The organism is Planotetraspora sp. A-T 1434 (assembly GCF_025420585.1).
Classification (GTDB): domain Bacteria; phylum Actinomycetota; class Actinomycetes; order Streptosporangiales; family Streptosporangiaceae; genus JAOEGB01.
Genome location: NZ_JAOEGB010000008.1, coordinates 151,374 through 176,997, shown reverse-complemented (window position 1 = coordinate 176,997; position 25,624 = coordinate 151,374). Strand labels below are relative to the sequence as shown.

The 25,624-nt window shown below is 71.1% G+C and carries 21 protein-coding genes; 12 read left to right on the top strand and 9 right to left on the bottom strand.

Features of this window, described 5'->3' with window-relative positions:
- Nucleotides 1-11: 11 nt before the first annotated feature.
- A complete protein-coding gene (locus tag N5079_RS13060; RefSeq protein ID WP_036404524.1) occupies nucleotides 12-509 on the bottom strand; it encodes a DUF3145 domain-containing protein in 498 nt (165 codons plus the stop codon).
- A 225-nt stretch (nucleotides 510-734) separates the two neighbouring features.
- Here N5079_RS13060 and N5079_RS13055 point away from each other — a divergent pair, with 225 nt between their 5' ends.
- The 4 genes from N5079_RS13055 to N5079_RS13040 all read left to right on the top strand — a co-directional run bounded on the left by N5079_RS13055 (nucleotide 735) and on the right by N5079_RS13040 (nucleotide 5,635).
- Complete coding sequence (locus N5079_RS13055) at nucleotides 735-1,742, top strand: S8 family peptidase (RefSeq protein WP_261583916.1); 1,008 nt, start codon at nucleotides 735-737, stop codon at nucleotides 1,740-1,742.
- A 44-nt stretch (nucleotides 1,743-1,786) separates the two neighbouring features.
- Entirely contained in the window at nucleotides 1,787-2,320 is a 534-nt protein-coding gene (locus N5079_RS13050; RefSeq protein ID WP_261583915.1) for an RNA polymerase sigma factor, read from the top strand.
- Nucleotides 2,321-2,387: 67 nt separating this feature from the next.
- Nucleotides 2,388-2,882: a hypothetical protein gene (locus N5079_RS13045; protein WP_261583914.1), complete on the top strand. Its 495-nt coding sequence runs from the start codon at nucleotides 2,388-2,390 to the stop codon at nucleotides 2,880-2,882.
- Nucleotides 2,879-5,635, top strand: a complete 2,757-nt coding sequence (locus N5079_RS13040; RefSeq protein ID WP_261583913.1) for a CHAT domain-containing protein — start codon at nucleotides 2,879-2,881, stop codon at nucleotides 5,633-5,635. The genes N5079_RS13045 and N5079_RS13040 overlap by 4 nt, the downstream gene beginning before the upstream one ends.
- A 6-nt stretch (nucleotides 5,636-5,641) precedes the next feature.
- Here N5079_RS13040 and N5079_RS13035 read toward each other — a convergent pair whose 3' ends face one another.
- From N5079_RS13035 to N5079_RS13020, 4 genes are all read right to left on the bottom strand, one after another.
- On the bottom strand, nucleotides 5,642-6,454 hold the full coding sequence (locus tag N5079_RS13035) for a sulfurtransferase (protein ID WP_261583912.1): 813 nt from the start codon (nucleotides 6,452-6,454) through the stop codon (nucleotides 5,642-5,644).
- A 97-nt stretch (nucleotides 6,455-6,551) separates the two neighbouring features.
- Nucleotides 6,552-7,748 (bottom strand): alkaline phosphatase family protein, encoded by a 1,197-nt coding sequence (locus N5079_RS13030; RefSeq protein ID WP_410007779.1) that lies wholly within the window; start codon nucleotides 7,746-7,748, stop codon nucleotides 6,552-6,554.
- 34 nt (nucleotides 7,749-7,782) lie between these two features.
- A complete protein-coding gene (locus tag N5079_RS13025; protein ID WP_261583911.1) occupies nucleotides 7,783-8,373 on the bottom strand; it encodes a DUF5998 family protein in 591 nt (196 codons plus the stop codon).
- Between the two features lie 54 nt (nucleotides 8,374-8,427).
- The gene (locus tag N5079_RS13020) at nucleotides 8,428-11,067 is read right to left on the bottom strand and encodes a bifunctional GNAT family N-acetyltransferase/acetate--CoA ligase family protein (protein WP_261583910.1); all 2,640 of its coding nucleotides are present in this window, start codon (nucleotides 11,065-11,067) and stop codon (nucleotides 8,428-8,430) included.
- Between the two features lie 308 nt (nucleotides 11,068-11,375).
- Between N5079_RS13020 and N5079_RS13015 the strand changes: the two genes are divergently transcribed.
- Nucleotides 11,376-12,269: a carbohydrate kinase family protein gene (locus tag N5079_RS13015; RefSeq protein ID WP_261583909.1), complete on the top strand. Its 894-nt coding sequence runs from the start codon at nucleotides 11,376-11,378 to the stop codon at nucleotides 12,267-12,269.
- Nucleotides 12,270-12,319: 50 nt separating this feature from the next.
- Here N5079_RS13015 and N5079_RS13010 read toward each other — a convergent pair whose 3' ends face one another.
- Together N5079_RS13010 and N5079_RS13005 are read right to left on the bottom strand one after the other, a co-directional pair.
- Nucleotides 12,320-14,491 (bottom strand): RecQ family ATP-dependent DNA helicase, encoded by a 2,172-nt coding sequence (locus N5079_RS13010; RefSeq protein ID WP_261583908.1) that lies wholly within the window; start codon nucleotides 14,489-14,491, stop codon nucleotides 12,320-12,322.
- Between the two features lie 177 nt (nucleotides 14,492-14,668).
- Nucleotides 14,669-15,490, bottom strand: coding sequence for a TauD/TfdA dioxygenase family protein (locus tag N5079_RS13005; RefSeq protein ID WP_261583907.1), 822 nt, complete (start codon nucleotides 15,488-15,490; stop codon nucleotides 14,669-14,671).
- A 185-nt stretch (nucleotides 15,491-15,675) separates the two neighbouring features.
- Between N5079_RS13005 and N5079_RS13000 the strand changes: the two genes are divergently transcribed.
- Nucleotides 15,676-16,251 (top strand): GNAT family N-acetyltransferase, encoded by a 576-nt coding sequence (locus N5079_RS13000; RefSeq protein ID WP_261583906.1) that lies wholly within the window; start codon nucleotides 15,676-15,678, stop codon nucleotides 16,249-16,251.
- A 242-nt stretch (nucleotides 16,252-16,493) separates the two neighbouring features.
- Nucleotides 16,494-19,004, top strand: a complete 2,511-nt coding sequence (locus N5079_RS12995) for a DNA topoisomerase (ATP-hydrolyzing) subunit A (protein ID WP_261583905.1) — start codon at nucleotides 16,494-16,496, stop codon at nucleotides 19,002-19,004.
- 248 nt (nucleotides 19,005-19,252) lie between these two features.
- Here N5079_RS12995 and N5079_RS12990 read toward each other — a convergent pair whose 3' ends face one another.
- Complete coding sequence (locus N5079_RS12990; RefSeq protein ID WP_261583904.1) at nucleotides 19,253-19,624, bottom strand: VOC family protein; 372 nt, start codon at nucleotides 19,622-19,624, stop codon at nucleotides 19,253-19,255.
- Between the two features lie 107 nt (nucleotides 19,625-19,731).
- On the opposite strand from N5079_RS12990, the gene N5079_RS12985 reads away from it, so the two are divergent.
- The 5 genes from N5079_RS12985 (at nucleotide 19,732) to N5079_RS12965 (ending at nucleotide 23,241) form a co-directional block, all read left to right on the top strand.
- On the top strand, nucleotides 19,732-20,289 hold the full coding sequence (locus tag N5079_RS12985; RefSeq protein ID WP_261583903.1) for a thioredoxin family protein: 558 nt from the start codon (nucleotides 19,732-19,734) through the stop codon (nucleotides 20,287-20,289).
- Between the two features lie 79 nt (nucleotides 20,290-20,368).
- Complete coding sequence (locus N5079_RS12980) at nucleotides 20,369-20,869, top strand: beta-class carbonic anhydrase (protein WP_261583902.1); 501 nt, start codon at nucleotides 20,369-20,371, stop codon at nucleotides 20,867-20,869.
- 301 nt (nucleotides 20,870-21,170) lie between these two features.
- A complete protein-coding gene (locus N5079_RS12975) occupies nucleotides 21,171-22,175 on the top strand; it encodes an SPFH domain-containing protein (protein WP_261583901.1) in 1,005 nt (334 codons plus the stop codon).
- A gap of 107 nt (nucleotides 22,176-22,282) precedes the next feature.
- Entirely contained in the window at nucleotides 22,283-22,606 is a 324-nt protein-coding gene (locus N5079_RS12970; protein ID WP_261583900.1) for a hypothetical protein, read from the top strand.
- 140 nt (nucleotides 22,607-22,746) lie between these two features.
- Nucleotides 22,747-23,241: a beta-class carbonic anhydrase gene (locus tag N5079_RS12965; protein WP_261583899.1), complete on the top strand. Its 495-nt coding sequence runs from the start codon at nucleotides 22,747-22,749 to the stop codon at nucleotides 23,239-23,241.
- A gap of 209 nt (nucleotides 23,242-23,450) precedes the next feature.
- On the opposite strand, the gene N5079_RS12960 is transcribed toward N5079_RS12965, so the two are convergent.
- On the bottom strand, nucleotides 23,451-25,535 hold the full coding sequence (locus tag N5079_RS12960; RefSeq protein WP_261583898.1) for a type IIA DNA topoisomerase subunit B: 2,085 nt from the start codon (nucleotides 25,533-25,535) through the stop codon (nucleotides 23,451-23,453).
- Between the last annotated feature and the right edge of the window lie 89 nt (nucleotides 25,536-25,624).

The following is a 25,624-nucleotide window of genomic DNA, read 5'->3' as shown; positions in this document are numbered from 1 at the left end:
AGACAGCCCGATCAGACGGCGGCGTGCAGCCAGCGGACCGGCGCGCCCTCCCCCGCGTAGCGGAACGACTCCAACTCCTCGTCCCACTGCTTCCCGAGCAGGCGGTCGAGCTCGTCCTCCAGGACGACCCGGCCCTGGGCGGCCATCAGCATGACGTTGCGCAGGCGGTCCTCGGGGACCAGGATGTCGCCGTTCGCGCCGACCACGGCCGTGAAGGCGCCCAGCGTCGGCGTGTAGGCATGCCGGGAGCCGTCGACGCCCGGCGACGCGTCCTCGGTGATCTCGAAGCGGATGCGCTGCCAGCCCATGAGAGACGACGTGATCGCCGCCGCCGTGCCGGGACGACCCTCCCACTCCGCCTGGGCCCGCAGGGTCCCGGGCGCGGCGGGCTGGGCGGTCCACGTCAGGTCGACGGGTACGCCAAGAACGCCTGCGACGGCCCACTCAATATGCGGGCACAGCGCAGGCTGAGCCGAGTGGACGTACAGGACGCCACGAGCAGCAGCCACCGGACCTCCCAAATCGCATGAGGTGCGCCTTCCCCAACGGCCTCACGCTCTGGGATGATCACAGTTTTATCTGATCTTTTGCGAACTTCTAAGATCAGCGTTGACTGTAGGAGAGACTACCGTCCGTTGTGGCGCGGCACCAGAGGGGGGTCATACCGATTCCTGCTTGGCAACGCTATGGATTGGGAAAGACGCATGCCGTAACCCCCCGCTGAAGGACAACGGATGCGAAAGCGACTGGTCGAACACATCCCGGGTCACCCCGCCCTTATCCGGCCGGACGAGTTGCTCACCTCGTCACCGGCCGCCGTCGCCCGCTGGACCCGTAGCGCCACGCCTGTCCACAACATCCACCTTGTACGGCTCTCGCCTGGCGTGGACGTGCTCGACCTCACGGCGGCACTGCGGGACAGGGGCCACCTCGCCTCCCCGAACCACGTCCTCGTCGGGCAGCCGCTGTACTTCGGCGGCCCCGGCAGCCCGCCCGCGCCCGCGGCGGCCGTGCCGTACGAGCCGGGGAAGGCCTGTGACGTCACGGTCGGCGTGCTGGACACCGGGCTCGCGCCGCACCCGTGGCTCCGCGAGTGGTATCGGGACGACATCGCCGAGACCCCCGACGCCGACGGCGACGGAGCGCTCGACGAGCAGGCCGGGCACGGGACCTTCGTCGCCGGGCTGATCCTGCGGCACGCGCCGGGTGTGCGGCTGCGCGTCCTGCGACTGCTCGACAGCCACGGCGCCGGCGACGAGGCCATGCTGCTCGCCGCCCTCGACCGGCTCAGGGGACAGCGCGTCGACGTGCTGAACCTGTCCTTCGGCGGCTACACCTTCGACGACCAGCCGCCACTGGGCCTGGCGGACGCCCTGAGCGCCTTCCCGGCGGCCGTCGCCTGCGCGGGCAACACCGGCTCGCCCCGCCCCTTCTGGCCCGCCGCCCTCCCCGGCGTGGTCGCGGTCGCGGCGCTGGACGGGGACGCGCGGGCCGCCTTCTCGGCATACGGCCCGTGGGTCGACGCCTGCGCCCAGGGCGTCGGCCTGACGAGCAGCTTCGTCGAGCATTCGGGCTTCCACGGCTACGCCTCCTGGAGCGGCACGTCCTTCGCCACCGCGATCGTCACCGGAGCCGTCGCCCGCCTGTGCGGCGACATGCCGCCGCCCGATGCCGTACGGCAGGCGCTGACGGGAAGCCGGCGAATCCCCGATCTCGGGGTCGTCGTCGCCCCGGCTCGATAGGGTGCTCACGCACCGTACCCCCGTCAACGCGTGAAGTTACCTCGATGTCACCAGAGTCACCAGAGAAGTCGTTCGCCGTGCTCGACCAGGCCGCCTGGGAGGAGCTCGTCGCCCGGTTCGACGGCAGGATGTGGGCCGTCGCCCGCGCCTTCGGCCTGAGCCCCGCCGACGCGGCCGACGCCGTCCAGGGAGCCTGGCTGCGGATGGTCGAGAGCCTCGACGGCATCCGCGATCCCGAGCGGATCGGCGCCTGGCTCATCACCACGACCCGGCACGAGGCCGTCCGCCTGAGCCGCAGGGCCCGAGGGGAGGTCATGGCAGACCATGAGCTTCCCGACGTCGCCGGTCCCGATCCGGCGGCGGCCATCGTCGACGCCGACTTCGGCAGGCATGTGTGGCAGCGGCTCCACACGCTGGGCGAGCCGTGCCGGTCCCTGCTCCGCCTGTACGTGCTGAACCCCGACGCGAAATACGCCCAGATCGCGATCCGCCTGAACCTCCCCGTCGGCAGCATCGGCCCCACCCGCGCGCGCTGCCTGTCCCGCCTCCGCACCCTGGTCCAGGACGACGACGCATGATCTCCCAAGGCATCGGCACCCCGGACCCTTTCATGCGGGAGGAAGGCTCTCCGGAGGAGGAACGCCCATGAGCGAGGAATATCTGCTCGCCGCGCTGCGGATGGCCGCCGGGGTGGACCCGGTGCCCGGCCGCGTCTCGGCCGACGCCCGCGCCGCTTTCGCGCTCCGCCTGCCCGGCGGTGTCATCGCCGCACCCGTCAGGGTGTCCGCACCCCCGGGCGCCCGATCCGCGACAGCCCCGGGGACGTCTCCAGAGACCGGCACGTACGGCACCGCCCCGGAGGGCGGCCCGGTGATGCGTCGGTTCACAGCGGACGGCCTGACCATCGACATCGAACCGGCCGTCGTCGGCGGCCGCCTGGAGGTGGCCGGGCAGGTCTCCCCGCCGCCGGGCCCGGGCTGGGAGGTCGAGGTCCGCACCGCTCATATCAGCAAGACCCGCGCGCCCTCGGAGAGCGGCCACTTCGCGGTGTCCGGGCTGCCTCCCGGCTGGGTCAGCGTGGTCTGCCATCGTCCGGGCCTGCCGCCGGTGTCCACCCGCTGGCTGCACGTCCGAGCATGAGATCGGCGCCCCGGGAGTCCGTGGCCACCGCCGCGCTCATCGCCCGAGCGGAGGCCGCCGTCGCCCTCGCCGGCACCGATCCCCACCTCGCCCTGGCCGAGGCGAGAGCCGTACTGGCGGAGCTCCCGGGCCCTCCGGAACCTCGGGCCGAGGCGGCCGCGCCGTATGAGGAGAGCAGGTCGTCCCTGGAGGCCACAGGCGGCCCACGCGTCGGGACGGCCTTCCGGGAGGCGGTCTCCGTCGCGCTGCGGGCGTCGGCGCTGGCGGCCCGGGAGCTGGGCGACCTCGCTCTGGCCGAGGAACGGTTGCGGCAGGCCATCGAGGTCGGAGAGGGATTCCCGCGGCGGGTGGCGCAGGCCCAGATGTCGCTGGTGACGATCCAGGCCCAGCTCGGCGATCCCGAAGGCGCGCTGCGCCTGGCCGACCTCGCCGAGGGGGAGCTCACGGGAGGCGACCTGGCGCGGCTGGGCGTGCAGCGTTCGGTGGCGCTCATGGTGCTCGGCCGCCATCAGGAGGCGGTCGGCCACTGCCACGGCGCGATCGAGTCGCTGGACGAGGACCCGAAGTTTCAGGCGGGTGCCCTCCTCAACCGCGGCATCGCCTACACCTTCCTGGAGGAGTACGGCAGCGCTGAGGCCGACCTGTCGAGGTGCGCGGAGATCGCTCGGGCGGCCGGCCTCGACCACGTCGCGATGCTGGCCGAGGGGAACCTGCCGTTCGTGGCGGCGCGGCAAGGTGACATACCAGCCGCTTTCGAGAGGTATCAGGCAGCAGAGGCGGCCCTGCTGGGCTATCCCGAGCGTCTTGCGGCCATGCGGGCGGACTTCGCGGAGGCGCTCGTGGCGGCCCGGCTGCCGCTCGAGGCGCGGGCGCTCCTCGAGCAGGCCGTACCGGACCTGCTGGCCGCCGGGGCGCGGGCGTCGCTTCCCGACGCCCGGTTGTCACTCGCCCAGGTCTGGCTCCTCACCGGCGACCTCCACCAGGCCAGAGCCATGGCGGAGGACGCGCTGTCGGAGCTGGCCGCCCAGGGCAGGGCCGCATGGACGCCCCTCGCGACGGAAGTGCTGCTGCGCGCCCGGCTGGCCCAGGAGACTCCGAGCGGGGAGTTGCTGTCGGACCTGTTGTCGTGCGCGTCCAGCCTCGCCGACGGCGGCTGGGCCACCGCCTCCTCCGCGCTGCGGCTCACCGCCGCCGAAACGGCCTGGCGGCTCGGCGACCGGGCCACCGCGCGGACGCAGCTCGATTCGGTGGCGAGATCCGCCACCCGGCCCGTCGTCAGGCACCACGCCCAGGCCATGCGTCTCCACCTCGACGGCGATCATTCAGGCGCCCTTGACGCGGCCCGCGCCGGCCTCGAAACGCTGCATCACCCACCCGACCGGCCCGGCGGGGCCGCCATGGCGGAGCCCGAGCTACGCGCGCATGCGGCTCGCCCGGCCGAGGAGCTGGCTGCTTTCGGCCTGAAGGTGGCCATGGAGAGCGGCGACGCCTGGACGGTCCTCACGTGGGCCGAGCGGTGGCGGTCCATCGTTCGCGGCACATCGCCGTCGCACCTGTCGCATCTCGAAAGCCCCCGCGCCTCCCCGCCCGGAAAGCCCTGTGCCGCCCCGCCCGGAAAGCCCTGTGCCGCCCCGCCCGGAAAGCCCTGTGCCGCCCCGCCCGGAAACCCCTGCGCCTCCCCGCCCGGAAAGCCTCACGCCCGCCCTCTGGCGGAGGGCTCCCCCTTGGCAGGCTCGCTTGTCGAGCTGGTGCGGAACGGGGACGATCTCGCCGCGGTCGTGGTCACTTCACAGGATCGCGCGCTGCGCCCTCTCGGCTCGTACGCGGCGACGACGGAGGCGACCGTCCGGGTCCGGTACGGCCTGCGCCGCCGCAATCTTCAGGACTCCGAGGCGGCTGACGGGCTGGCCCGCGAGCTTGCCGCGCTCGACCGGCAGCTGCTCGCACCCCTCGGCCTGCCGGACGGGCCAGTGGTGATCGTGCCGACCGGCACCCTGTGCACGCTGCCCTGGCCGTTGCTCCCCTCGCTACGCGGACGCCCGCTGTCGGTAGCCTCGGAGGCCGCGTCCTGGCTGGCAAGACGTCTGCCGGTGACCTCTCAGGGACCTTCGGAGGTCATGGCCGGTCCCCACGGCCCGGCGGTGCGGGAGCAAGGGAGCCCGCTTCCCATGAAGGCCGTTACCGAGGGAGGCTGCGGGCCGCTTGTCGTGGCGGTGGCCGGGCCGGGACTGACGCACGCGGGGGCGGAAGCGGACATGGTCGTCCGGGCACATCCCCGAGGAAGCCGGATCAACGCCACCGGGGACGAGGTGCTCGCCGCACTCGAACGGGCCGACGTGGTCCATGTGGCCGCCCACGGCATGTTCTCGCCGCGTAGCCCGATGCTGTCGAAGATCACACTCGGCGATGGGCCACTGATGGCCTATGACCTGCTGAGGCTCCGCACGGCACCGCGCCTGGTGGTTCTGTCCGCATGCGACGCGGGGATGGCGCACGCCCCCGTGGACGGCATCGCTCTCGGCCTGGCCGGAGCCTTCCTCGATCGCGGATCCGCTTCCGTGGTGGCCGGGGTGGTGCCGGTGCGCGACGATGAGGCTCTGACGCTGATGACGCTCTTTCACGCGCTCCTCGCGGACGGCCGCTCCCCCGCCGAGGCCCTGGGAGCGGCGGCCGACAAGACCGGCATCGGCGGCTTCGTCTGTTTCGGCGCGGGCGACGAACCGCTGACGCGACCGGTTTGGCCCAGCCGGTGACCGCCGTCAGCCGGTGGCGACGGGGCGTGTGGGGTCGGCGACCCAGTTGGACCAGGAGCCGACGTAGAGGGCGGCCGGGATGCCCGCCACCTCCAGCGCGAGGAGCTCGTGGGCGGCCGTCACTCCAGACCCGCAGTAGGCGCCGACCGGCACTCCGTCCACCGCGCCCAGCGTGTTGAACCGCTCGCGGAGGAAGTCCTTGGCGTGGAAACGGCCGCCGGGTTCGACGTTCTGGCCGGTCGGAGCACTGACCGCACCGGGGATGTGGCCCGCGACCGGGTCCACCGGCTCGACCTCGCCCCGATACCGCTCGGCCGCCCTCGCGTCGAGCAGGACGCCGCTGATGGCCAGGTCCGCGGCCTGCCCGGCGTCGAGGACCGGCATGCCGCCCGGCACGGCGGTGAAGTCGCCCGGCGTCACGGCAGCCGTCTCCTTGACGACCGGGAGCGCGGCCTGTGCCCAGGCGCGCAGGCCGCCGTCGAGCACGCGGACGTCGCCGTGGCCGAAGTAGCGCAGGGTCCACCATGCTCGGGCCGCCGACGTGGAGTCGGCCTCGTCGTAGACGACCACGGTGCGGGAGCCGGACACGCCGAGACGACGCATGGCGGACTGGAACGCCTCCGGGCTCGGCAGGGGGTGCCGGCCGGCCGGTCCGGGCGGGGACGCGAGATCGGCGTCGAGGTCGCAGAAGACCGCGCCGGGGATGTGTCCCTCCTGGTAGGACTCGACGCCGGGAGGGCCGCCGAGCCGCCACCGCACGTCCAGGACGGTGACGTCGTCGAGCGCGGCCAGCTCCTCGGGCGTGATCAACGGGCTCATCGGCACCTACCTCCAGAACGGGACATCGGCCGACAGCCATTCTGCCCTGCCCGGACGACCATCAACGCCGGTATTCCCCCGAGCCGATCCGCGGGCATCAGCGGCGGATCTCCATCAGCGGGACATTCTGCTCCGCGGCCGTGAGGGAGCCGTGGTAGCCGGTGAGGGACGACTCCAGCGGCTCGGCCTGCGACGCGACGATCACGCAGTCGCCGTACGGCACGGCCATGACGTCGCCGATCCGGTCGAGCCACTCGCGCCGGACCCCGCGGCCGAACCAGCCGGCGTCGGCGGCCTCCTCCCGCGTGACGACCCATGCCCGGCCGCGCAGAGCCTCGCTCCAGGTCTCCAGCGCGGCGGCCGCCGCGCCCGGGGCGGTGTAGAGGTGGCGGGCGCGGGCGTCCCCTCCGACGAGGGCCACGCCTTCCCGCAGCTCGGGACGCTGGTCCACGTCCACCTTGTCGACAGCGTTGATCATGCCGTGGTCGGCGGTGACGTAGAGCGCCGACCCCGGCGGCAGCGCCTCGGCGATCCGCTCGGCCATGCGGTCGACGACCGCGAGCTTCTCCAGCCACTGGGCGCTTCCCCAGCCGGTCGTGTGACCGGCGGCGTCGAGGTCGCCGTAGTAGACGGTGACGAACGAGGTTTCGCGGAGCGCCTGCCGTACGCCCTGGATCCGCTCGTCCACGGTGTCGGCGGGCCGGTAGCGCATGCCGCGGTAGACGGCCCGGGTGAGCCCGGTTCCGTCGAACGCGGACGGGGCGACGTAGACGGGATCGATGCCCATGGCGGCCAGGCGCTCGTACACGGTCTCGGCGGGCTGCCACACGTCGGGGTCGATGGACAGGCCGGGCGCGGTCCAGCGGAGGCAGTTGAACAGCCGCCCCTCTCCCGGCACGGCCATCTGGATGCCGACCATTCCGTGCTCGCCCGGGGGGACGCCGGTGCCGATGGTGGCCAGGCTGGTCGGGGTCGAGGACGGGAATCCGGCCGTGAGGGTCCGCCGGAGGTGCGCGGACAGGAACGGCGCGGCGCCGGGGTGCGCGCTGAGCAGTTCGGCTCCCAGGCCGTCGACCAGGAAGAGACATACGCGCTCGGCGGGGTTCAGGCCGAGCGTGTTGGTCGTCGTGGGAACCCCGAGGGAGGCGAGCATGGACCCCGGCAGGTCCGCGAGCGACGCCACGCCGTACGCGGGGACGAACGGCACAGTGGGCGGCACAATGGGCGGCTCGGCCGGCGGTGCGGCGGGCGGCACGGGGTGCGCGGGTTCCGGCACCGGCGCGGGCTCGGCCACGTCGCCTCCCAGGGGTTGTCGAGGACGCTTGCCGTCAGGTCGCCGAACGGGCGGTGGCCTCCGAGAGCGCTTTGGCGAAGGCCAGGACGTGGCTGACGGCCTCGGGGCCGTCGGCCGCCTCGCTGACGCGGAGGGACAGGTCGTCGGCGGTGATCGCGCCGGTGTAGCCGTGGTCGGCCTCGCAGTTCTCGTCACCGCAGGTCGCGGGCTCGAGGTCGACATGCGAGATGGCGCCCCAGCCGATCGTGAGCGTGACCTCGGTGGGGGGCACGCCAGGCACGTAGGAAGCCGGGTCGGGGACGACTCTGGTGACCGCGACCGACTGGATCCGGCTGAGCCGTACGGCTTCGGTGGTGGTGGACGCGTGCGACGCCGGCATGCCCTCGGCCGGAGGGTGCTCGTCGGTGTGGCACACCAGCAGCCGGGTGGGAGACAGCACCAGCACCGTGACGTGCCTGCGGACTTCCATCGCCGGGTCGAACGTGGCCTCGTGATGCACGACGTATGCCGTTACCTGCTCCTTGCCGAGCGCGGAGTCGACCGCGTCCGCGACCAGGTCGGGATAGTAGCCGCTGCGGTCGATGGCCTCGCGCATGCCCGCGGCGGAGACTCGGGTTTCCCTCATGGGTCCATCCTGCCCTGTATGGGACACCGCTTTCACATCCGATCGGCGCCGGTTTCAGCCCAGGCGGCGGGGTCCGACGTCCGGACGGGGGCCCGAGGCCGGCCGCAGGACGGCGCGGGCGCCGAGGACGGCCACTCCTGACGTGCCGACGAGGACCTGGTCGAGGTCCATCCGGGCGACCTCGGGTAGGGCGTCGGCCAGCAGCCCCACGCGGACGAGCAGGTCCTCCAGCGCCTCGACGGCCACCGGCGGATAGCCGTACTCGCCGAACAACAGGGGCGCGGCGCGGACCGATCGCACGAGCCCGGCGGCGTCCTCCAGGGTCAGCGGGGCCAGCCGGTACGCGTGGTCGCCCAGGAGGCGGGCCGCGATCTCGCCGAGCCCGAAGGACACCACCCCGCCGAAGTGGCGGTCCTGCCGCATGCCGACGACGGTCGGCACCGCGGGCTGCGGAGCCATGTGCTGTACGGCGAGGCTCGCGCCGGGCCCGAGGAGATCCGCCAGGTCGGCGTACGCCTGCCGGAGCCCTGCGGGCTCGCTCAGGCCGATCCGGACGGCTCCGGCCCGGCGGGAGGAGTCGGGGTCGGCCGACTTCACGACCACCGGCCAGCCGATCCGGCCGGCGGCGGCCACGGCCTCGTCGGCGGACGCCACCACCTCGGCGGGCCAGACCTCGATGCCGTAGCAGGCAAGCAGCCCGGTGGCGTCGATCTCCCGATCCGGGCGACCGTCTCCCGCGAGAGCCCCGGCGACGAGGTCGCACGCCTTGCGGGCGTCGATCCCCTCGACGGCCGGGACGGTGCCCGCGGGCTCGCCGCGCCAGCGGGCATGCCGTACGACATGGGCGAGGGCGCGCACGGCCTCCTCGGGGGCGGGGTAGGAGGGGATGGAGCCCCGCTCCGGTGCCGCCGGCTCGGAGGTCTCGCGGATGGAGGTCACTCGGAGCTCCGGCGGCATGCCCATCTCGCCCTGGAAGGTCGCGAGCACCGGCTTGCCGGAGTCGCGGGCCACCCGCACCAGCTCGGCGGCGACCTCGTCGCTGTTGCCGGGGATCGGCGGCATGTAGACGACGACGGCCGCGTCCACGTCGGGCAGGACGCCGGTCAGCGCGCTCGCGAACTCGGCGGCACCGGCCCGCGCGCCCAGGTTGACGGGCGGGCTCGGCTCCAGGCCCGCGCCGAGGCACGCCTCCACGGCCAGTAGCGCGAGCGCGTCGGAGTTGCTGACGACGCCGACCCGGGGGCCCGCCGGCAGGGGCTGGTAGGCCAGCAGTTGCGCCACGTCGAAGAGCTGGGTCAGGTCGTCGACCCGGATCACGCCCGCCTGTTCGAAGAGCGAGCTGAGCGCGCTGTCGGGCAGGCCGAGCACGGGGGCGGCGTGCCCGCCGGGCACTCCCCGGCTCTTGACGACGACGATCGGCTTGCTCCGCGAGATCCGCCGGGCCAGCCGGGTGAACTTGCGCGGGTTTCCGAGGGACTCCAGGTAGAGCAGGATCACGTCGGTCGCCGGGTCCTCCTCCCAATACTGGAGGAGGTCGTTGCCGGAGACGTCGGCCCGGTTGCCGGCGCTGACGAAGGTCGAGATGCCCATGCCCCGCTGGGCCACCCTTTGGAGGAGGGCCGTGCCGAGCGCGCCGGACTGGCTGAAGAAGCCGACCCTGCCCCGTCCCGGCAGGGTCGCCGCGAGGGTGGCGTTCAGCCTGACCGAGGGGTCGGTGTTGGCGATGCCGAGGCAGTTGGGGCCCACCACGCGCAGGCCGTACGCCCTGGAGATGCTGACGAGTTCGTCCTGGCGCTCGCGGCCCTCCGGGCCGGTCTCGCCGAAGCCCGACGAGACCACGATGAGGCCCTTGACGCCCTTCCGCGCGCACTCCTCGACGACATCGAGGACGCTTTCCGCGGGTACGGCGAGCACGGCCAGGTCGACGTCGCCGTCGATCGCCGAGACGCCGCGGTAGGCCCGGACGCCGGCCACGGCCCGCACGTGCCGGTGGACCGGATAGACCGGGCCGGAGAAGTCGGCCCCGAGCAGGTTGCGCAGGACGGTCTGCCCGATCCCGCCCGGCTCGCGGCTCGCGCCGATCACCGCGACCGACTCGGGCTTCAGCAGCCGCTCGATGGAGCGGGCCTCGGAGCGGTGCTCCCGGGCGAGCCTGACTTCCAGAGCGGTGTCGGTGCTGGCGAGGTCGAGCGTCATGCGGACGACGCCGTCCTCGAACTGGCTCTGCGCCGTGTACCCCGCCTGGCGGAACAGGCCCATCATCCGGTGGTTGCCGGGCAGCACGTCGGCGATGAAGGTCTTGATGCCACGCTCGCGCGCCGCGGCCCGCAGGTGCTCCATCAGCACCGCCGCCACGCCCCGCCCCTGATGGGCGTCCTCCACGAGGAACGCCACCTCGGCGTGGTCCTCCGGCTTCACCCGGTCGTATCGGACGACGGCCACCATCTCAGTGCCGATCGTGGCGATCAGCGCGACCCGGTTGTTGTAGTCGACGTTGGTGAAATAGGCGACGTCGCGGTCGGTCAGCCGGGGCCGGGGGCCGAAATAGCGGAAGTAGATCGACTCCTCGGAGAGCCGGGAGTAGAACGACCGCAGCAGGTCGGCGTCATCCGGCCTGATCGGGCGCAGGTGTGCGGTGCCCCCGTCGGAGAGCACGACGTCCGCCTCCCAGTGGGCGGGATACTGAGCTTGCACGAACGAGAGGCTACCGGTGTCCGCCTTGCTCCGTATTGGGCGAATCCATACTTTTGTTAGGCTCCTGGCTTACCTCGGGTCGACCCCGGCCCCTCGGAGACCGCACTTGTACGGGATTGACCAGATCGCCGCCGGTGGGTTGGACAACGCTTGTGCATCGACTGTGCCCCGGTGTCCGCTCTATGCCCCACGGCGACGCCGGAAACTGTTAGGTTTCTGGGCGTCAGCCTCATAGCACGGAGAGGACGCCGGCCCTCCACGGGCATGGCGCGCTCGCCTCCACAAGCAGTTGGCAAGGTGGTGACATCATGACGCGGGTCGTCGTGGTGGGCGATCTCATGACGGACGCGGTCGCCCGCGCCAGGTTCCCTCTCGCGAGGGCGAGCGACACCCCGGCCGTCGTGACCATGCACGGTGGCGGTTCCGGAGCGAACATCGCCTCCTGGCTCGCCGTGGAAGGCTCGGAGGTGGCCTTCGTCGGCCGCCGTGGCGCCGACATCACCGGCCGCAACCGCGACATGGAGCTGATGGGCTACGGCGTGGACGCCCGGCTGGTCATGGACCCCGAGCGCCCCACCGGCACCTGTGTCGTGCTGGTCACACACAAGGGCGAGCGGACCATGCTGTCCGACCCCGGCGCCAACGCCGCGCTCTCCCCCGAGGACCTGCCGCGTGACCTGTTCGCCGGCGGCAGCCACCTCCACATGTCGGGATACACGCTGATCAACGAGGGATCGCGCGACGCCGGTCTGGCCGCGCTGGACCTCGCCCGGCGGGCCGGGATGTCGATCTCGGTGGACTGCGCCTCGTCCGCCCCCGTCGAGCGGACCGGGGCCGAGCCGTTCCTGGAGTGGACGCACGGCGCCAAGCTGCTGTTCGCCAACGCCGACCAGGCCAAGGTGCTGACCGGGCGGGAGGAGCCCGACGCGGCGGCGAAGGTGCTCACCGCCTGGTTCCCGCAGGTCGTCATCAAGCTGAACGCCGAGGGCTCGCTCTGGTACACCAACAGCCGGTCCGAGCCGGTTCGCGTGCCGGCCGAGACGGTCGACCGGGTGGTGGACGGCACCGGCGCGGGTGACGCCTTCACCGCCGGCTTCCTGCCCTCGTGGCTGGAGGGCAAGCCGCCGGCCGAGGCCCTGGCCGCCGGCAACTCCCTCGCCGCCAAGTGCATCTCCAACCTCGGCGCACGCCCCCGCCTCTGACCTGGGACCGTCGCTGACCTGAACCCCCGGCAGCCGCCCGTCAAGGGGACCTAGGTCGTCGTGGCGAGGGCGAGCGGGAGCACCGCCGGGGCCCCTGCGTGGCGGACCTGGGCCGCGGCGAGCGTCATGGTCCAGCCCGTGTCCACGCGGTCGTCGACCAGCAGGACCGGGCCACCCGCCTCGGCGATCCTGATCGCGACGTCCCGCGGCATCGCCAGCGTCCCCCGGATGGCCCCCACCCGCTGGGCGCTGTTGAACTGACTGCCGGGCGGCCCGTTCCGATAGCCCAGCTCGCCCAGATAGGCGAGGCGGCCGATCTGCGCCAGCCGCTCGGTCAGTGTGCGGATCAACACGGGCCTGGCGGCCGAGGGAACGCTCACCACGGCGACGGGGCGCTCCGCCCAGCTCCACGACTTGAGCACCGCGACCACGGCGTCGAACACGTCGTCGGGCACCGGGCCGTCGCCCGCGGCGAACAGCTCCCGGAGCCTGGTGCCCCACCCGATGTCGGTGAGGCGGCCCAGGGCGCGGCCGGGGTCCGCGGACAGCTCGGGCTTGATCCGCCCCTTCAGGTCGCTCAGGCCGGTCGGCCACTGCCGCCGCGGCTCGACCTCCACCCCGGGCCGTGCCAGGCGCTCATGCGCGGCCTGTACGGCTTCCGCCGCGATCTCCGGCGAGCGGTGCTCTCCGGTGCAGTTGTCGCAACGGCCACACGGTGTGGCGGTCTCGTCGTCGAGGTGGCGGCGGAGGAACTCCTCACGGCACTCGGTCGTGGTGATGTAGCCGAGCATCGCCTCCTGCTCGGCCCTCCGCTCGGCCGCGACCCGGGCGTAGCGGTCGGCGTCGTAGCTCCACGGCTCTCCGGTCGCCTCCCAGCCGCCCTTGACCCGCCGGACGGCGCCGTCCACGTCGAGCACCTTGAGCATCATCTCCAGGCGGCTCCGGCTGAGGTCGACGCGCGTCTCCAGGGCGGCGGTCGACATCACGCCCTGCTCCGACAGCGCCTGGAGGGTGGCGCGCACCACAGGCTCCGGCGGGAACGCCAGCGAGGCGAAATAGGCCCAGATCTCCCGGTCTTCGGCGCCCGGCAGCAGGATGACCTCCGCTTTCTCGACGCCACGGCCGGCTCGCCCCACCTGCTGGTAGTACGCCACGGGCGACGCCGGCGCTCCCACATGGATGACGAAGCCGAGGTCGGGCTTGTCGAAGCCCATGCCGAGGGCCGAGGTCGCGACCAGAGCCTTGATCCTGTTGGCGAGCAGGTCCTCCTCCGCGGCCAGCCGCTCGGCAGGCTCCGTCTGTCCCGTGTAAGCGACCACCTGATGCCCCTGCTCGCGCAGGTAGGCCGCGATCTCCTGCGCGGCGGCCACGGTGAGGGTGTAGACGATGCCGGAGCCCGGCAGCTCGTGCAGCGTCTTCGCCAGCCAGGCCAGCCGCTGCTCGGCGCCGCGAAGCCGTACGACGCCGAGATGGAGGCTGTCGCGCTCCAGCGGCCCCCGGAGCACCAGCGCCCCGGCCAGCCCGGCGTCTGCCGTGTCGTCGAAATCCGCCGTGTCGTGCGGCGGCCCGCCGCCGTACATGCCCTCTGGCTCGTCCGGGCCGGCGCCGGTGGCCAGTTGCTCGGCGACGTCCCGGGTGACCCGGGCGTTGGCCGTTGCGGTGGTCGCGAGGACCGGGATGCCCGGCGGTAGATCCGCCAGCATCGTGCGGATGCGGCGGTAGTCGGGGCGGAAGTCGTGACCCCAGTCGGAGATGCAGTGCGCCTCGTCGATCACCACGAGCCCGGCGCTCTCGGCCAGCTCGGGCAGGACGTGGTCGCGGAAGTCGGGGTTGTTGAGCCGCTCGGGGCTGACCAGGAGCACGTCGACCATGCCCTCGGCGACCTGCGCGTAGGTCTTCTCCCACTCCTCCGGGTTGGCCGAGTTGATGGTGGCGGCGTGGATGCCCGCGCGCTCGGCCGCCGCGATCTGGTTGCGCATCAGCGCGAGCAGCGGCGACACGATGACCGTGGGTCCCTCGCCCAGCTCGCGCAGCAGGGCCGTCGCGATGAAGTAGACGGCCGACTTGCCCCAGCCGGTGCGCTGCACTACCAGGGCGCGGCGGCGGTCCATGACAAGGGCCTTGATGGCGGTCCACTGGTCGTCCCGCAGGCGCGCGCCCTCGCCCGCCAGCGCCCGCAGCCGCGCCTCGGCCTCTTCCCGCAGCGTCTCTTCTTCGCTCACTCGGTCATTCGTACCAGGTCCCGGTGACGAATCCGCCCGCTTCAGCGTGATCATGCACGGATTCCCGTACGGCTCTCGCGGCCTGCGCACACCCACAACGTGATCATGCACGGATTCCCGCACGCGTTGATGGCCTGGGCTGATGCCCATCGTGATCATGCATGTGCCGAGCCGTCGTCAGCGGTCCAGGTGCTCGGGAAAGGCATTGATCGTCACCCGGTGCATGCGGCGCCGTTCGGTGTAGTCCGCGACCGCGTAGTGCTGCGTGCTCCGGTTGTCCCAGAACGCCAGGGTGCCCGGCCGCCAGCGGAGCCTCACCTGATATTCGGGCGATCGGATGTGGTCGATCAGGAGCGGCAGCAGGGCCTCGTTCTCCCGGTCGGACAGGCCGACGAGCCGGGTCGTGGACGACCGGTTGACGAACAGCGCCTTGCGGCCGGTCTCGGCGTGGACCCGTACGACGGGGCGCTCGATCGGCGGCCACTTCCGCTGGACCTCGGCCAGGTCGAAGTCGTGACCTTTGGAGATCGCCTTCTTCATCGAGGCCGTGATGTCGTGGATCGCCGTCAGCTCGTCGCAGAGCCGCTGGATGGGCGGTGAGAGGGTCTCGTAGGCGAGATGGGTATTGGCCCACAACGTGTCACCGCCCACGGACGGCAACTGGACGCAGCGCAGGAGCGACCCCATCGGCGGGATCGGCTCGAAGGTGTTGTCGCTGTGCCACTCGTCGCCGCCCTCCCCCTTGGGGTCGGTCTGGTCGAGCACGTGGATCGCGGTGCCGCCGTCCTTCTTGAAGGCGGGGTGGTTGATCGTGCCGAAGTTCACCGCGAACTGGATGTGCTCCTCGTCGCTGATGTGCTGGTCGCGGAAGAACAGCACCTTGTGCTCCAGCCAGCCCCGCCGGATCGTGTGGACCTCGTCCTCCGACAGCGGCTTGCGCAGGTCGACCCCGGTCACCTCGGCCGCGATGTGGCGGGTCACGGGATGGAACTCGATCATCATGCCTCCATCGACGCCGGTCGGGCCATTTCCCCCAGCGTAGAGCGACGCCCATAAAACAAGCAACCGCTTGCTCAAGAGACCATGGCGGCACGGGACCGGGGGCTTCCCGCCGCTCCCGCTGCCACTAAGCGGATCCCGGTCACCTGGCCGGGGCAATGCGACATGGTTGGATAAATCCCGCTATGGACGTGACCACGTGGTATCTCGAACAGACCAGCCCCGACGATCTCCGGCCCGGCCGCCCGCCTCTCGCCGCCGCCGACGTCGTCCGCGCCGAGACCCCGGCTCCGGAGTTCAGCCGGTTCCTCTACACCGCCGTGGGCGGCGACTGGCAGTGGACCAACCGGCTCCCGTGGACATGGGCGCAGTGGATGGACTGGCTCAGCCGCCCCGGCACCGAGACCTGGGTCGCCTACGTGCGCGGCACGCCCGCCGGATATGTGGAGCTCGTCGCCCGGGAGGGCGGCGTCGTGGAGATCACCAACTTCGGGCTCCTGCCGTACGCCATCGGCCAGGGCCTGGGCGGACACCTTCTCACCGTCGGCGCGGCCCGCGCCTGGGACATCGCGGAGCGCTGGCCCGAGCTGGACGAGACCCGCCGCGTCTGGGTGCACACCTGCTCCCTGGACGGCCCGGCGGCCCTCGCGAACTACCAGGCCCGGGGATTCCGGATCTTCGACACCAAGCTCAACGTGCCGGGAGACGAGGACGAGGGCATCACGCCTGGCCCGTGGCCGGGAGCCGGCCCCCGCGGCTGACCCACCGCCCACCCGGCACGGCCCGTGCGGCATCCCCCGCCCACCGCGCGTGAAACCCCCCGTCCCCGCCACTCGGCGTGGCAGGGAGGGCGACGGCCGGCCCGTTCCGTACGGCATGAGCCGCGCGTTGTCCCGGGTGAAGGGAACGACTGCGCGCGACACGTTCGGGACATGAGCGGCGGAATCGGGCGGGAACCGGAGCTGAGTCGCGACCACGCGCCTTCATCGGCACAATGTTCGATATGGCCCGACGCACGACCACACGCCCGCCGGACGAGGAGTTCGAGGAGCGGATCGTCGACATCGACGTTTCCGCGGAGATGCGCAACAGCTACCTGGAGTACGCCTACTCGGTGATCTACCAGCGCGCGCTCCCCGACGCTCGCGACGGTCTCAAGCCAGTCCAGCGCCGCATCCTCTACTCGATGAGCGAGATGGGGCTGCGCCCCGACCGGGGTCACGTCAAATCCTCGCGGGTAGTCGGCGACGTGATGGGCAAGCTGCACCCGCACGGCGACGCCGCGATCTACGACGCGCTTGTGCGTCTGGCGCAGCCGTTCTCCATGCGGCTTCCGCTGGTGGACGGGCACGGCAACTTCGGCTCGCCGGACGACCTGCCGGCGGCCATGCGGTACACCGAGGCCCGCCTCGCCGCGACGGCCATGCTCATGGTGCAGTCGATCGACGAGGACACGGTCAACTTCAAGCCGAACTACGACGGCCAGGAGACCGAGCCCTCGGTCATGCCGTCGGCGTTCCCGAACCTGCTGGTCAACGGCACCAGTGGCATCGCGGTCGGGATGGCGACCAACATGGCCCCGCACAACCTCGGCGAGGTCATCGCGGCGGCCCGGCATCTGATCAAGAAGCCGGACGCGACGCTCGACGAGCTGATGCGCTTCATCCCCGGCCCCGACCTGCCCACGGGCGGCTCGATCATCGGCCTCGGCGGGATCAGGGACGCCTACGAGACCGGCCGCGGCACGTTCCGCATGCGGGCCAAGGCGACGATCGAGCACGTGACCCCGCGGCGCAAGGGCATCGTCGTCACCGAGTTGCCCTTCAACGTCGGCCCGGAGCGCGTGGTCACGAAGATCAAGGAGCTGGTGACCTCCAAGAAGCTCAGCGGCATCTCCGACCTCAAGGACCTGACCGACCGCCACAAGGGCCTCCGCCTGGTGATCGAGGTCAAGAACGGCTTCCACCCGGAGGCCGTGCTCGAGGAGCTCTACCGCCTGACGCCGATGGAGGAGACCTTCGGCATCAACAACGTGGCGCTCGTCGACGGGCAGCCGCGCACGCTCGGCCTGCGCGACCTGCTGACGGTCTACGTCGACCACCGGATCGACGTCGTCCGCAGGCGGTCGCTCTTCCGGCGCCGCAAGCGCGAGGAGCGCCTCCACCTGGTGGACGGCCTTATCATCGCGCTGCTCAACATCGACGAGGTCATCCGCGTCATCCGCTCCTCGGACGACTCGGCCCAGGCGCGGGCGCGGCTCATGGAGACGTTCGAGCTGAGCGAGATCCAGTCGAACTACATCCTCGACACCCCGCTGCGCCGCCTGACCCGCTACGACAAGCTGGAGCTGGACCGGGAGAAGGAGACGCTCCAGGCGGACATCGCCGAGCTCTCCGAGATCCTGTCCTCCGAGACGCGGCTCCGCCAGGTGGTGTCGAGCGAGCTGGCCGAGGTCGCCAAGACGTACGGCACGCCCCGGCGCACCGTCCTGCTGGAGTCGTCCGGCGCGGCCAGGGCCGCCGTGGTGCCCCTCGAGGTGGCCGACGACCCCTGCCTCGTGCTGCTCTCCTCCACGGGCCTCCTCGCCCGTACGGCCGACGCCACGCCCATCGAGGGCGACGGCGAGCGGGCGGCCCACGACGTGCTCGTGTCGGTCGTGCGCTCGACGGTCCGGGGTGAGGTGGGTGTGGTGACCTCCCAGGGCCGCCTGATCCGGGTGTCGGTGCTCGACCTGCCCGCGCTGCCGCCTTCGGCCAATCCGCCGACGCTGGCGGGCGGGCACCCCGTTTCGGAATATGTCGTGCTCAACCCGGACGAGAAGGTCGTCGGGCTGGGCTCGCTCGACCCGGACAGCCCCGGGCTCGCCCTCGGCACGGCCCAGGGCGTGGTCAAACGGGTCGTTCCCGAATATCCGGTGAACCGCGACGACTTCGAGGTCATCGGGCTCCGTGAGGGCGACACCGTGGTGGGCGCGGTCGAACTGGCCTCCCCCGACCATGACCTGGTCTTCATCACCTCGGACGCCCAGCTCCTGCGCTATCCCGCCTCCGCGGTCCGGCCGCAGGGCCGCCCCGCGGGAGGGATGGCCGGGGTCCGCCTGGAGGGGGACGCCCGGGTCGTCTGGTTCGGCGTGGTCGATCCCAGCCGGGAGTCACGGGTTGTGACGATCGCGGGCTCATCGACGGCCCTGCCGGGCACCCAGATGGGCGCGGGCAAGGTCTCCGACTACGCCGAGTTCCCCCCGAAGGGCCGGGCGACCGGAGGAGTGCGCGCCCAGCGCTTCCTGAAGGGCGAGGACGTCCTGCTGCTGGCGTGGGCGGGCCCGGCGCCCGCCAAGGCCGTGTCCTCGACCGGCAAGCCGGTGCCGCTCCCCGAGGAGCTCGGCCGCCGCGACGGCTCGGGCGTACGGCTCGTGCACGCGATAGCGGCGATCGGCGGGTCGCTCGGAGCCTCGGCGGCCGACTTTGACGCCCAAGCCGGCACGTCCAATGCCCCCGATACAACCGCGCCGTGATCATGCACACGTTCCCGGAGGCATGCCTCGAGCGGCCCCAACCCGCAGCGTGATCATGCACGGATTCCCCTGGGGAGCCACCAGGGGAACCGACGAATGTGATCATGCAGTTCGGACTGCATGATCAAGATGTCCGTTCTCGCAGGTCAGCGCGCCGCATGGGAACTTATGCATGATCACGCTGAAGGGTGAGGCGGTCAGCCACCCTCACTGGGAACCCATGCATGATCACGCTGAAGGTGAGGCGGTCAGTTGGCGTCGCAGAGACAGAAGGGGTGCCCGGCCGGGTCGAGGAAGACGGTGAAGCTTCCCTTCTCGGCGGGCTGGTGGGCGTGCTTCACCGCGCCCAGGGCCAGGACCTCGGCCTCCGCCTTCGCCATGTCGTCGACGACCACGTCGATGTGAGCCTGCTGCGGATGCTCCGGGTCCGGCCAGATGGGCGGCTTGTGATCGGGCGCCAGCTGGAAGCACAGGTGGAACTGCCCCCCGTCGCCGACCGTGGCCCAGTCGTCGTCCACTCGCGTGACCTTCCACCCGACCAGGGCGGAGTAGAACTCTGCCAGCGCCTTCGGATCCGGGCAGTCCAGCACGACCGAGTGCATCCGGGCGATCCCGCTCATCGTCGACCTCCTCGGTAATAGGGGAAACACCTCCAAAGACTCTATACCGGTGTCGACCTCCGGCCCAGGCCCAGCGGGTTCCGCGCGGATGGGGAAGGATGGAATGCATGGCCGTCAATTCGTTCATGGTGCCCCTCGGTACCTCCGCGCCCGAGTTCGATCTGCCCTCCATCACCGGTGACCGGGTCGCGCTGTCCGACCTCAAGGGCTCCCCCGTCCTGGTCGTCTTCCTCTCGAACCACTGCCCCTACGTCCGGAGGATCGAGGAGGGGCTCGGCCGGTTCGCCGCCGACTACCGGGGCCGCATCGCGACGATCGGGATCTCCAGCAATGACGTGGTCAACTACCCGGACGACGATGTGCCACATCTGGCCGAGCAGGCCGAGCGAGCCGCGTTCGGCTTTCCGTACCTCGTGGACGAGTCACAGGACGTCGCCCGGGCCTACCGCGCCGCCTGCACGCCGGACTTCTTCCTGTTCGACGCCGATCACAAGCTGGCCTACCGCGGCGAGTTCGACGGCGCGCGGCCGAGGAACGACGTCCCGGTGACCGGCGCCTCCCTGCGGGCGGCCGCGGACGCCGTGCTGGAAGGCCATGCCGTACCGGACCAGAGCCCCAGCCTGGGCTGCGGCATCAAGTGGAAGCCCGGCAACGAGCCCGGCTGAGACCCGCCTGACCCCCCTGACCCCCTCGCACCCTGACCCGCTGCGTATCGGCGAACGGCCATGAGGGAACATCTATCTCATGACGGGTGCCTTTGACGATCTCCTCGCCGCCAACGACACGTATGCGAGCAATTTCAGACACTCCGACCTGACAGGCCGGGCCGCTCGCGGTCTGGCCATCGTGACCTGCATGGACTCCCGCATCGACCCGCTCGGGCTGCTCGGGCTCCGGGCGGGTGACGCGAAGATCCTCCGCAACGCGGGCGCCCGGGTGACCGACGACGTGCTGCGCACGCTGGTCCTCGCCGTCTACCTGCTCGGGGTCGACCGCGTCCTGGTCATGCCGCACACCGACTGCCGGATGGCCAAGTCCACCGACGACGACGTGCACAAGCTAATCGCCGCCGAGTACGGCGTGGACACGCGGAGCCTGGAGTTCAGCACCGTGCCCGACCAGGGCGCGGCGCTCAAGCACGACCTGACCCGCATCCGGACGAGCCCGTTCCTCCCCGGCTCGCTGACCGTCGGCGGCGCGATCTACGACGTGCACACCGGCAAGCTGCTGCCCATCGAGCTCTGACAGCTCCGAGAGCTCCCGAGAGCTCCCGAGAGCTCTGACGCCCTCCGGTTCCCCCCGTACGGCGGCGCCCGCCGGCCGTACGGGGAACCGGCCCCGGGGCCGTGCGGGCCTTCCAGCTCGTACGAGCCCCAGCTCGTGCCCCCCGGCTGGTACGGGCCCCCCAGGTCGTGCGGGAACGGGAACCGCGCCGGGGGGCTGCTACGTTTCCTGGTGAGTTCCATCGCCGCGCGGCAGCCCATCCGATGCGCCTCTCCAGGCAGCCATCCGAGGCGGCTCCGCGGTCCCTCCAGAGGAGCCCCAGATGCCCAGCCGCACCCCCACCCACACAGACGCGGGCGGATCCCGGTCCTTCCGCAGGCTCGCGATCCTGGCGGTGATCGCGCTCATCGTCGTCGCCGTGCCGACCGTCCTCGGAGTCTTCAACGGATTCGAGCGGACGAACGGCGGCGAGGTGGCCGTCGTCCGCGACGGCGGCCCGCTCGACGACAACCGTGTCCGGCAGATCATCGATCCGGGGTCGAGCGTCACGTGGATCGGCTGGTGGTCCCAGATCCACCGCTACCCGGCCCAGCAGCGCTTCTACACGATCACCTCGGACTCCGGCCGGGGCGAGCGCTCCGGCGTCGACGTGGTGACCGTGCCGAGCAGCGACGGCGTCAACATGGGCATCGAGGGCACGCTTTACTTCGCGCTCAACCTCGATCACGGGACGCTCAAGTCGTTCGACGACAAGTTCGGCACCCGGAAGTTCCGCAGCGCGGGCGGCGGGACCTACTACCCCTGGGACGGCGACGAGGGCTGGTCGGCCTTCCTCGACCAGATCATTCGCCCCGTGATCGACAACGACCTGCGCACGCAGATCAACAGCTTCCGCTGCGCCGAGCTCGTGTCCTCCTGCGCCCTGGTGCAGAACACCTCCAACCAGCAGGGCGGGCTGCAGCAGCAGGGCAACAACGCCAACATCGCGAAGATCCAGAACGCGGTGAACACCAGCCTGGCCGAGGACCTCAAGGCCACGCTCGGCGCGGACTTCCTCACCGGGATCCATTTCAACCTGTCCAGGGTCACCCTGCCGGCCGAGGTCCAGTCCGCCGTGGACCAGGCCCAGGCGGCCTTCGCCAAGGTCACCGAGGCACAGGCCAAGGTGGCCCAGGCCCGCGCGGAGGCCGACGCGAACAAGGCGCGCCAGGACGGCTACAACAAGTGCCCGACATGTGCCGACATCGAGAAACTGAAGGCGCTCCCGCAGGGCATCACGGTGTACGCGCCGGGCAATACTGGAGGCGTCGCGCTCCCCACCAAGTAGTCCTCTCCACCAAGTAGATCCTCCCCACCGAGCAGCCCGCTCCTCACCCAGCAACTCGCCGCTCACCAAGCAGGTCGCACTCCTCACCAAGCAGGGGGTCGGAACCGATGCGACTCTTCGCCCTCCCGGTGACCTTGATCGTGGTCGCCGCACTCGTCTACCTGCTCGTGCTCCTCCTCAAGGGATCGCGCGAGCGGGGCGGGCGGGCCGTCCAGGCGCCACCCCGCTGGGAGGTCGACACCGTCATGGAGGACGGCTGGACCCTGATCGTCGTCAGGAAGGTCGCCGAGGGGAGCCGTGGCCCTGTCGAGCTCACCAAGCAGACCGTCCGGGCCATCCCCGACGACGACCCCAACTGGGACGAGCGCTACCGGCAGGCCATGGTGGAGGCCCGCTCGCGCGTGAGCACGCTGCAGCTCGAATCCGGGTGACGCGCGGGCATCAAGACGGAGAGACAATTGGGCACGGATATGGATTATTACCTCACACACAGTAATATTACCTATTGACTATGTAGGAAATACCGGCAAAGGTGGGTGAGGTCACGACCCCCGTACACCTGGAGGCATACATGTCCGTCACCGACGAGCTCCTTGCCAACGCCGAGCGTTACGCCGCGTCCTTCGACAAGGGCGACCTGCCGCTGCCTCCGGCGAAGCACGTCGCGGTTCTGGCCTGCATGGACGCCCGCCTCAACCCCTACGGCGTGCTCGGGCTGTCCGAGGGCGACGCGCACGTGATCCGCAACGCCGGAGGGGTGGTCACCGCCGACGAGCGGCGCAGCCTCGCCATCAGCCAGCGGCTCCTGGGCACCCGGGAGATCATCCTTATCCACCACACCGACTGCGGCATGCTGACCTTCACCGACGACGGGTTCAAGCGGCAGATCGAGGAAGAGGTCGGGATCAAGCCCGACTGGGCCGCCGAGGCGTTCACGGACCTCGACGAGGACGTCGTCCAGTCCGTGAACCGGATCAAGGCCGACCCGTTCATCCCGCACCGCGACTCGGTCCGCGGCTTCGTCTACGACGTCAGGACCGGCCGCCTCCGCGAGGTCAAGGCCTGACGTACGGCACGCCGCCCTTGCGCGTGATCATGCTTGATGTGGGTGCGCCCGCCGGACACCCCATGATCACAAACAGTGCCGGCCCTGATCAGACCGCATAGGGCGGAATCCATGCATGATCACGATCCGGGGGGCCCCAGGGGGCCCCACGTCCACGAGCTTCCCGGGAAACCCTGCATGATCACGGCGACGGTTGTCTGACCGGGGCACTAGGCGTCGATGTGGTCCCGGTCGACCTCGGCGGCGTTCCCGACGATGAACTCCCGCCGAGGGGCCACGTCGCTGCCCATGAGGAGGTCGAAGATGCGCTCCCCCTGCTCGACGTCCTCGATCCTGACGCGGCGCAGGACACGGTGGCGCGGGTCCATGGTGGTCTCGGCCAACTGGTCGGCGTCCATCTCTCCAAGGCCCTTGTAGCGCTGCACGGGGTCCTTCCAGCGCTTGCCCCGCCGCTCCAGGTCGCGCAGGACCTTGTGCAGCTCCGCGTCGGAGTAGGTGTAGATGTACTTGTCCTGCCCCTTGCCGGGATTGGTGACCTCGATCCGGTGCAGCGGCGGCACGGCGGCGAAGACCCGCCCGGCCTCGACCATCGGCTTCATGTACCGGTGGAACAGGGTCAGTAGCAGGCAGCGGATGTGGGCGCCGTCCACGTCGGCGTCGGCCATCAGGATGACCTTGCCGTAGCGGGCGGACTCGATGTCGAACGACCGGCCGGACCCGGCCCCGACCACCTGGATGATCGCGGCGCACTCCGCGTTCTTCAGCATGTCGGCGACGGAGGCCTTCTGCACGTTCAGGATCTTGCCCCGGATCGGCAGGAGCGCCTGGAACTCCGAGTCGCGGGCCAGCTTGGCGGTGCCGAGCGCGGAGTCGCCCTCGACGATGAACAGCTCGCTGCGGTCCACGTCGTCGCTGCGGCAGTCGACGAGTTTGGCGGGAAGCGCCGAGTTCTCCAGGGCGGACTTGCGACGCTGGTTGTCACGGTGCTCACGGGCGGCGATGCGGGCCTTGGCGGCCGCCACGACCTTCTCCAGGACGGCCCGGAGCTGCTGCTTCTGGCCCCGCTTGGGGTTGGCGAACAGCGTCTTGAGCTCGCGTGAGACGACGTGACCGACGATCCGGGTGGCCGCCGACGTGCCGAGGACCTCCTTGGTCTGGCCCTCGAACTGCGGCTCGGGGACGCGGACGGTCACCACGGCCGTCAGGCCCTCGAGGATGTCCTCCTTGGTGACGGGGTCGTCCCCGTTCTTGAGCAGCCGCGTCTCGCGCAGCTGCTCGTTCATCGTGCGGACCAGGGCGCGCTCGAACCCCGCCACGTGGGTGCCGCCCTTGGGGGTGGCGATCACGTTGACGAAGGAGCGCACCGTCGTCTCGTAGCCCTTGCCCCAGCGGACGGCGACGTCGACGGTGAGCTCGCGCTCGACCTCGGTGGGCGTCATGTGGCCCTGCTCGTCGAGCACGGGGACGGTCTCGTGGAAGTGCCCCACGCCCTGCAGCCTGAGCACGTCGCACGCGGCCTCGTCGCGGGCGAGGAACTCGGTGAACTCGCTGATCCCGCCGTCGAACCGGAAGGTTTCCTCGGCCGGCTCCTCACCCCTCTCCTGACCCCTGGCGTCGCGCAGCACGAGCGTGAGGCCGGGGACCAGGAACGCCGTCTGGCGGAGCCGTACGTGGATCTCGTCAATGGAGACCTCGGCCTCGGGCAGGAAGATCTGCCGGTCGGCCCACCAGCGCACGCGGGTGCCGGTGACCTGCCTGCCGACCTTGCCGCCCTCGCGCAGGCCGGACTTCTTGCGGAACTTGGCCGTCGGCCCGTCGCCCTCGAAGACGCCGGGCACTCCCCTGCGGAAGCTGATCTCGTGGATCCGGCCGTCGCGGTCCACCTCGACGTCCAGCCGCGAGGACAGCGCGTTGACCACCGAGGCGCCGACGCCGTGGAGGCCGCCGGACGCGCCGTAGGAGCCGCCGCCGAACTTTCCGCCGGCGTGGAGCTTCGTGTAGACGAGCTCGACTCCGGCGAGACCGGACTTGGGCTCGACGTCGACGGGGATGCCGCGGCCGTTGTCCCGGACCTCGATGGAGCCGTCGGGGTGCAGCTCGACCTCGATGCGCGTGCAGAACCCCGCTAGAGCCTCGTCGACGGAGTTGTCCACGATCTCCCACAGGCAGTGCATGAGGCCGCGGGTGTCGGTGGACCCGATGTACATTCCAGGGCGCTTGCGGACGGCCTCAAGGCCTTCGAGCACCGAGAGATGACGAGCCGTATAACCCGTCTCCGCGCCAACCGCCGTCACAACGAGCTCCCACTTATCAATCGAACACGCGTACGCAGCTTATCGCCACCCATGTTTTTACGCGTACAAGCTTGCCAGGCGCACCGGTG

Bases quoted from the DNA above. Each gene is read 5' to 3' on its own strand.
- N5079_RS13015 (WP_261583909.1), top strand. From the start codon at position 11,376: ATGACGCGGGTCGTCGTGGTGGGCGATCTCATGACGGACGCGGTCGCC.
- N5079_RS13045 (WP_261583914.1), top strand. From the start codon at position 2,388: ATGAGCGAGGAATATCTGCTCGCCGCGCTGCGGATGGCCGCCGGGGTG.
- N5079_RS12965 (WP_261583899.1), top strand. From the start codon at position 22,747: ATGTCCGTCACCGACGAGCTCCTTGCCAACGCCGAGCGTTACGCCGCG.
- N5079_RS13055 (WP_261583916.1), top strand. From the start codon at position 735: ATGCGAAAGCGACTGGTCGAACACATCCCGGGTCACCCCGCCCTTATC.
- N5079_RS13005 (WP_261583907.1), bottom strand. From the start codon at position 15,490: ATGATCGAGTTCCATCCCGTGACCCGCCACATCGCGGCCGAGGTGACC.
- N5079_RS12975 (WP_261583901.1), top strand. From the start codon at position 21,171: ATGCCCAGCCGCACCCCCACCCACACAGACGCGGGCGGATCCCGGTCC.
- N5079_RS12985 (WP_261583903.1), top strand. From the start codon at position 19,732: ATGGCCGTCAATTCGTTCATGGTGCCCCTCGGTACCTCCGCGCCCGAG.
- N5079_RS12970 (WP_261583900.1), top strand. From the start codon at position 22,283: ATGCGACTCTTCGCCCTCCCGGTGACCTTGATCGTGGTCGCCGCACTC.
- N5079_RS13040 (WP_261583913.1), top strand. From the start codon at position 2,879: ATGAGATCGGCGCCCCGGGAGTCCGTGGCCACCGCCGCGCTCATCGCC.
- N5079_RS13050 (WP_261583915.1), top strand. From the start codon at position 1,787: ATGTCACCAGAGTCACCAGAGAAGTCGTTCGCCGTGCTCGACCAGGCC.
- N5079_RS13000 (WP_261583906.1), top strand. From the start codon at position 15,676: ATGGACGTGACCACGTGGTATCTCGAACAGACCAGCCCCGACGATCTC.
- N5079_RS13035 (WP_261583912.1), bottom strand. From the start codon at position 6,454: ATGAGCCCGTTGATCACGCCCGAGGAGCTGGCCGCGCTCGACGACGTC.
- N5079_RS12995 (WP_261583905.1), top strand. From the start codon at position 16,494: ATGGCCCGACGCACGACCACACGCCCGCCGGACGAGGAGTTCGAGGAG.
- N5079_RS12980 (WP_261583902.1), top strand. From the start codon at position 20,369: ATGACGGGTGCCTTTGACGATCTCCTCGCCGCCAACGACACGTATGCG.
- N5079_RS13025 (WP_261583911.1), bottom strand. From the start codon at position 8,373: ATGAGGGAAACCCGAGTCTCCGCCGCGGGCATGCGCGAGGCCATCGAC.
- N5079_RS12990 (WP_261583904.1), bottom strand. From the start codon at position 19,624: ATGAGCGGGATCGCCCGGATGCACTCGGTCGTGCTGGACTGCCCGGAT.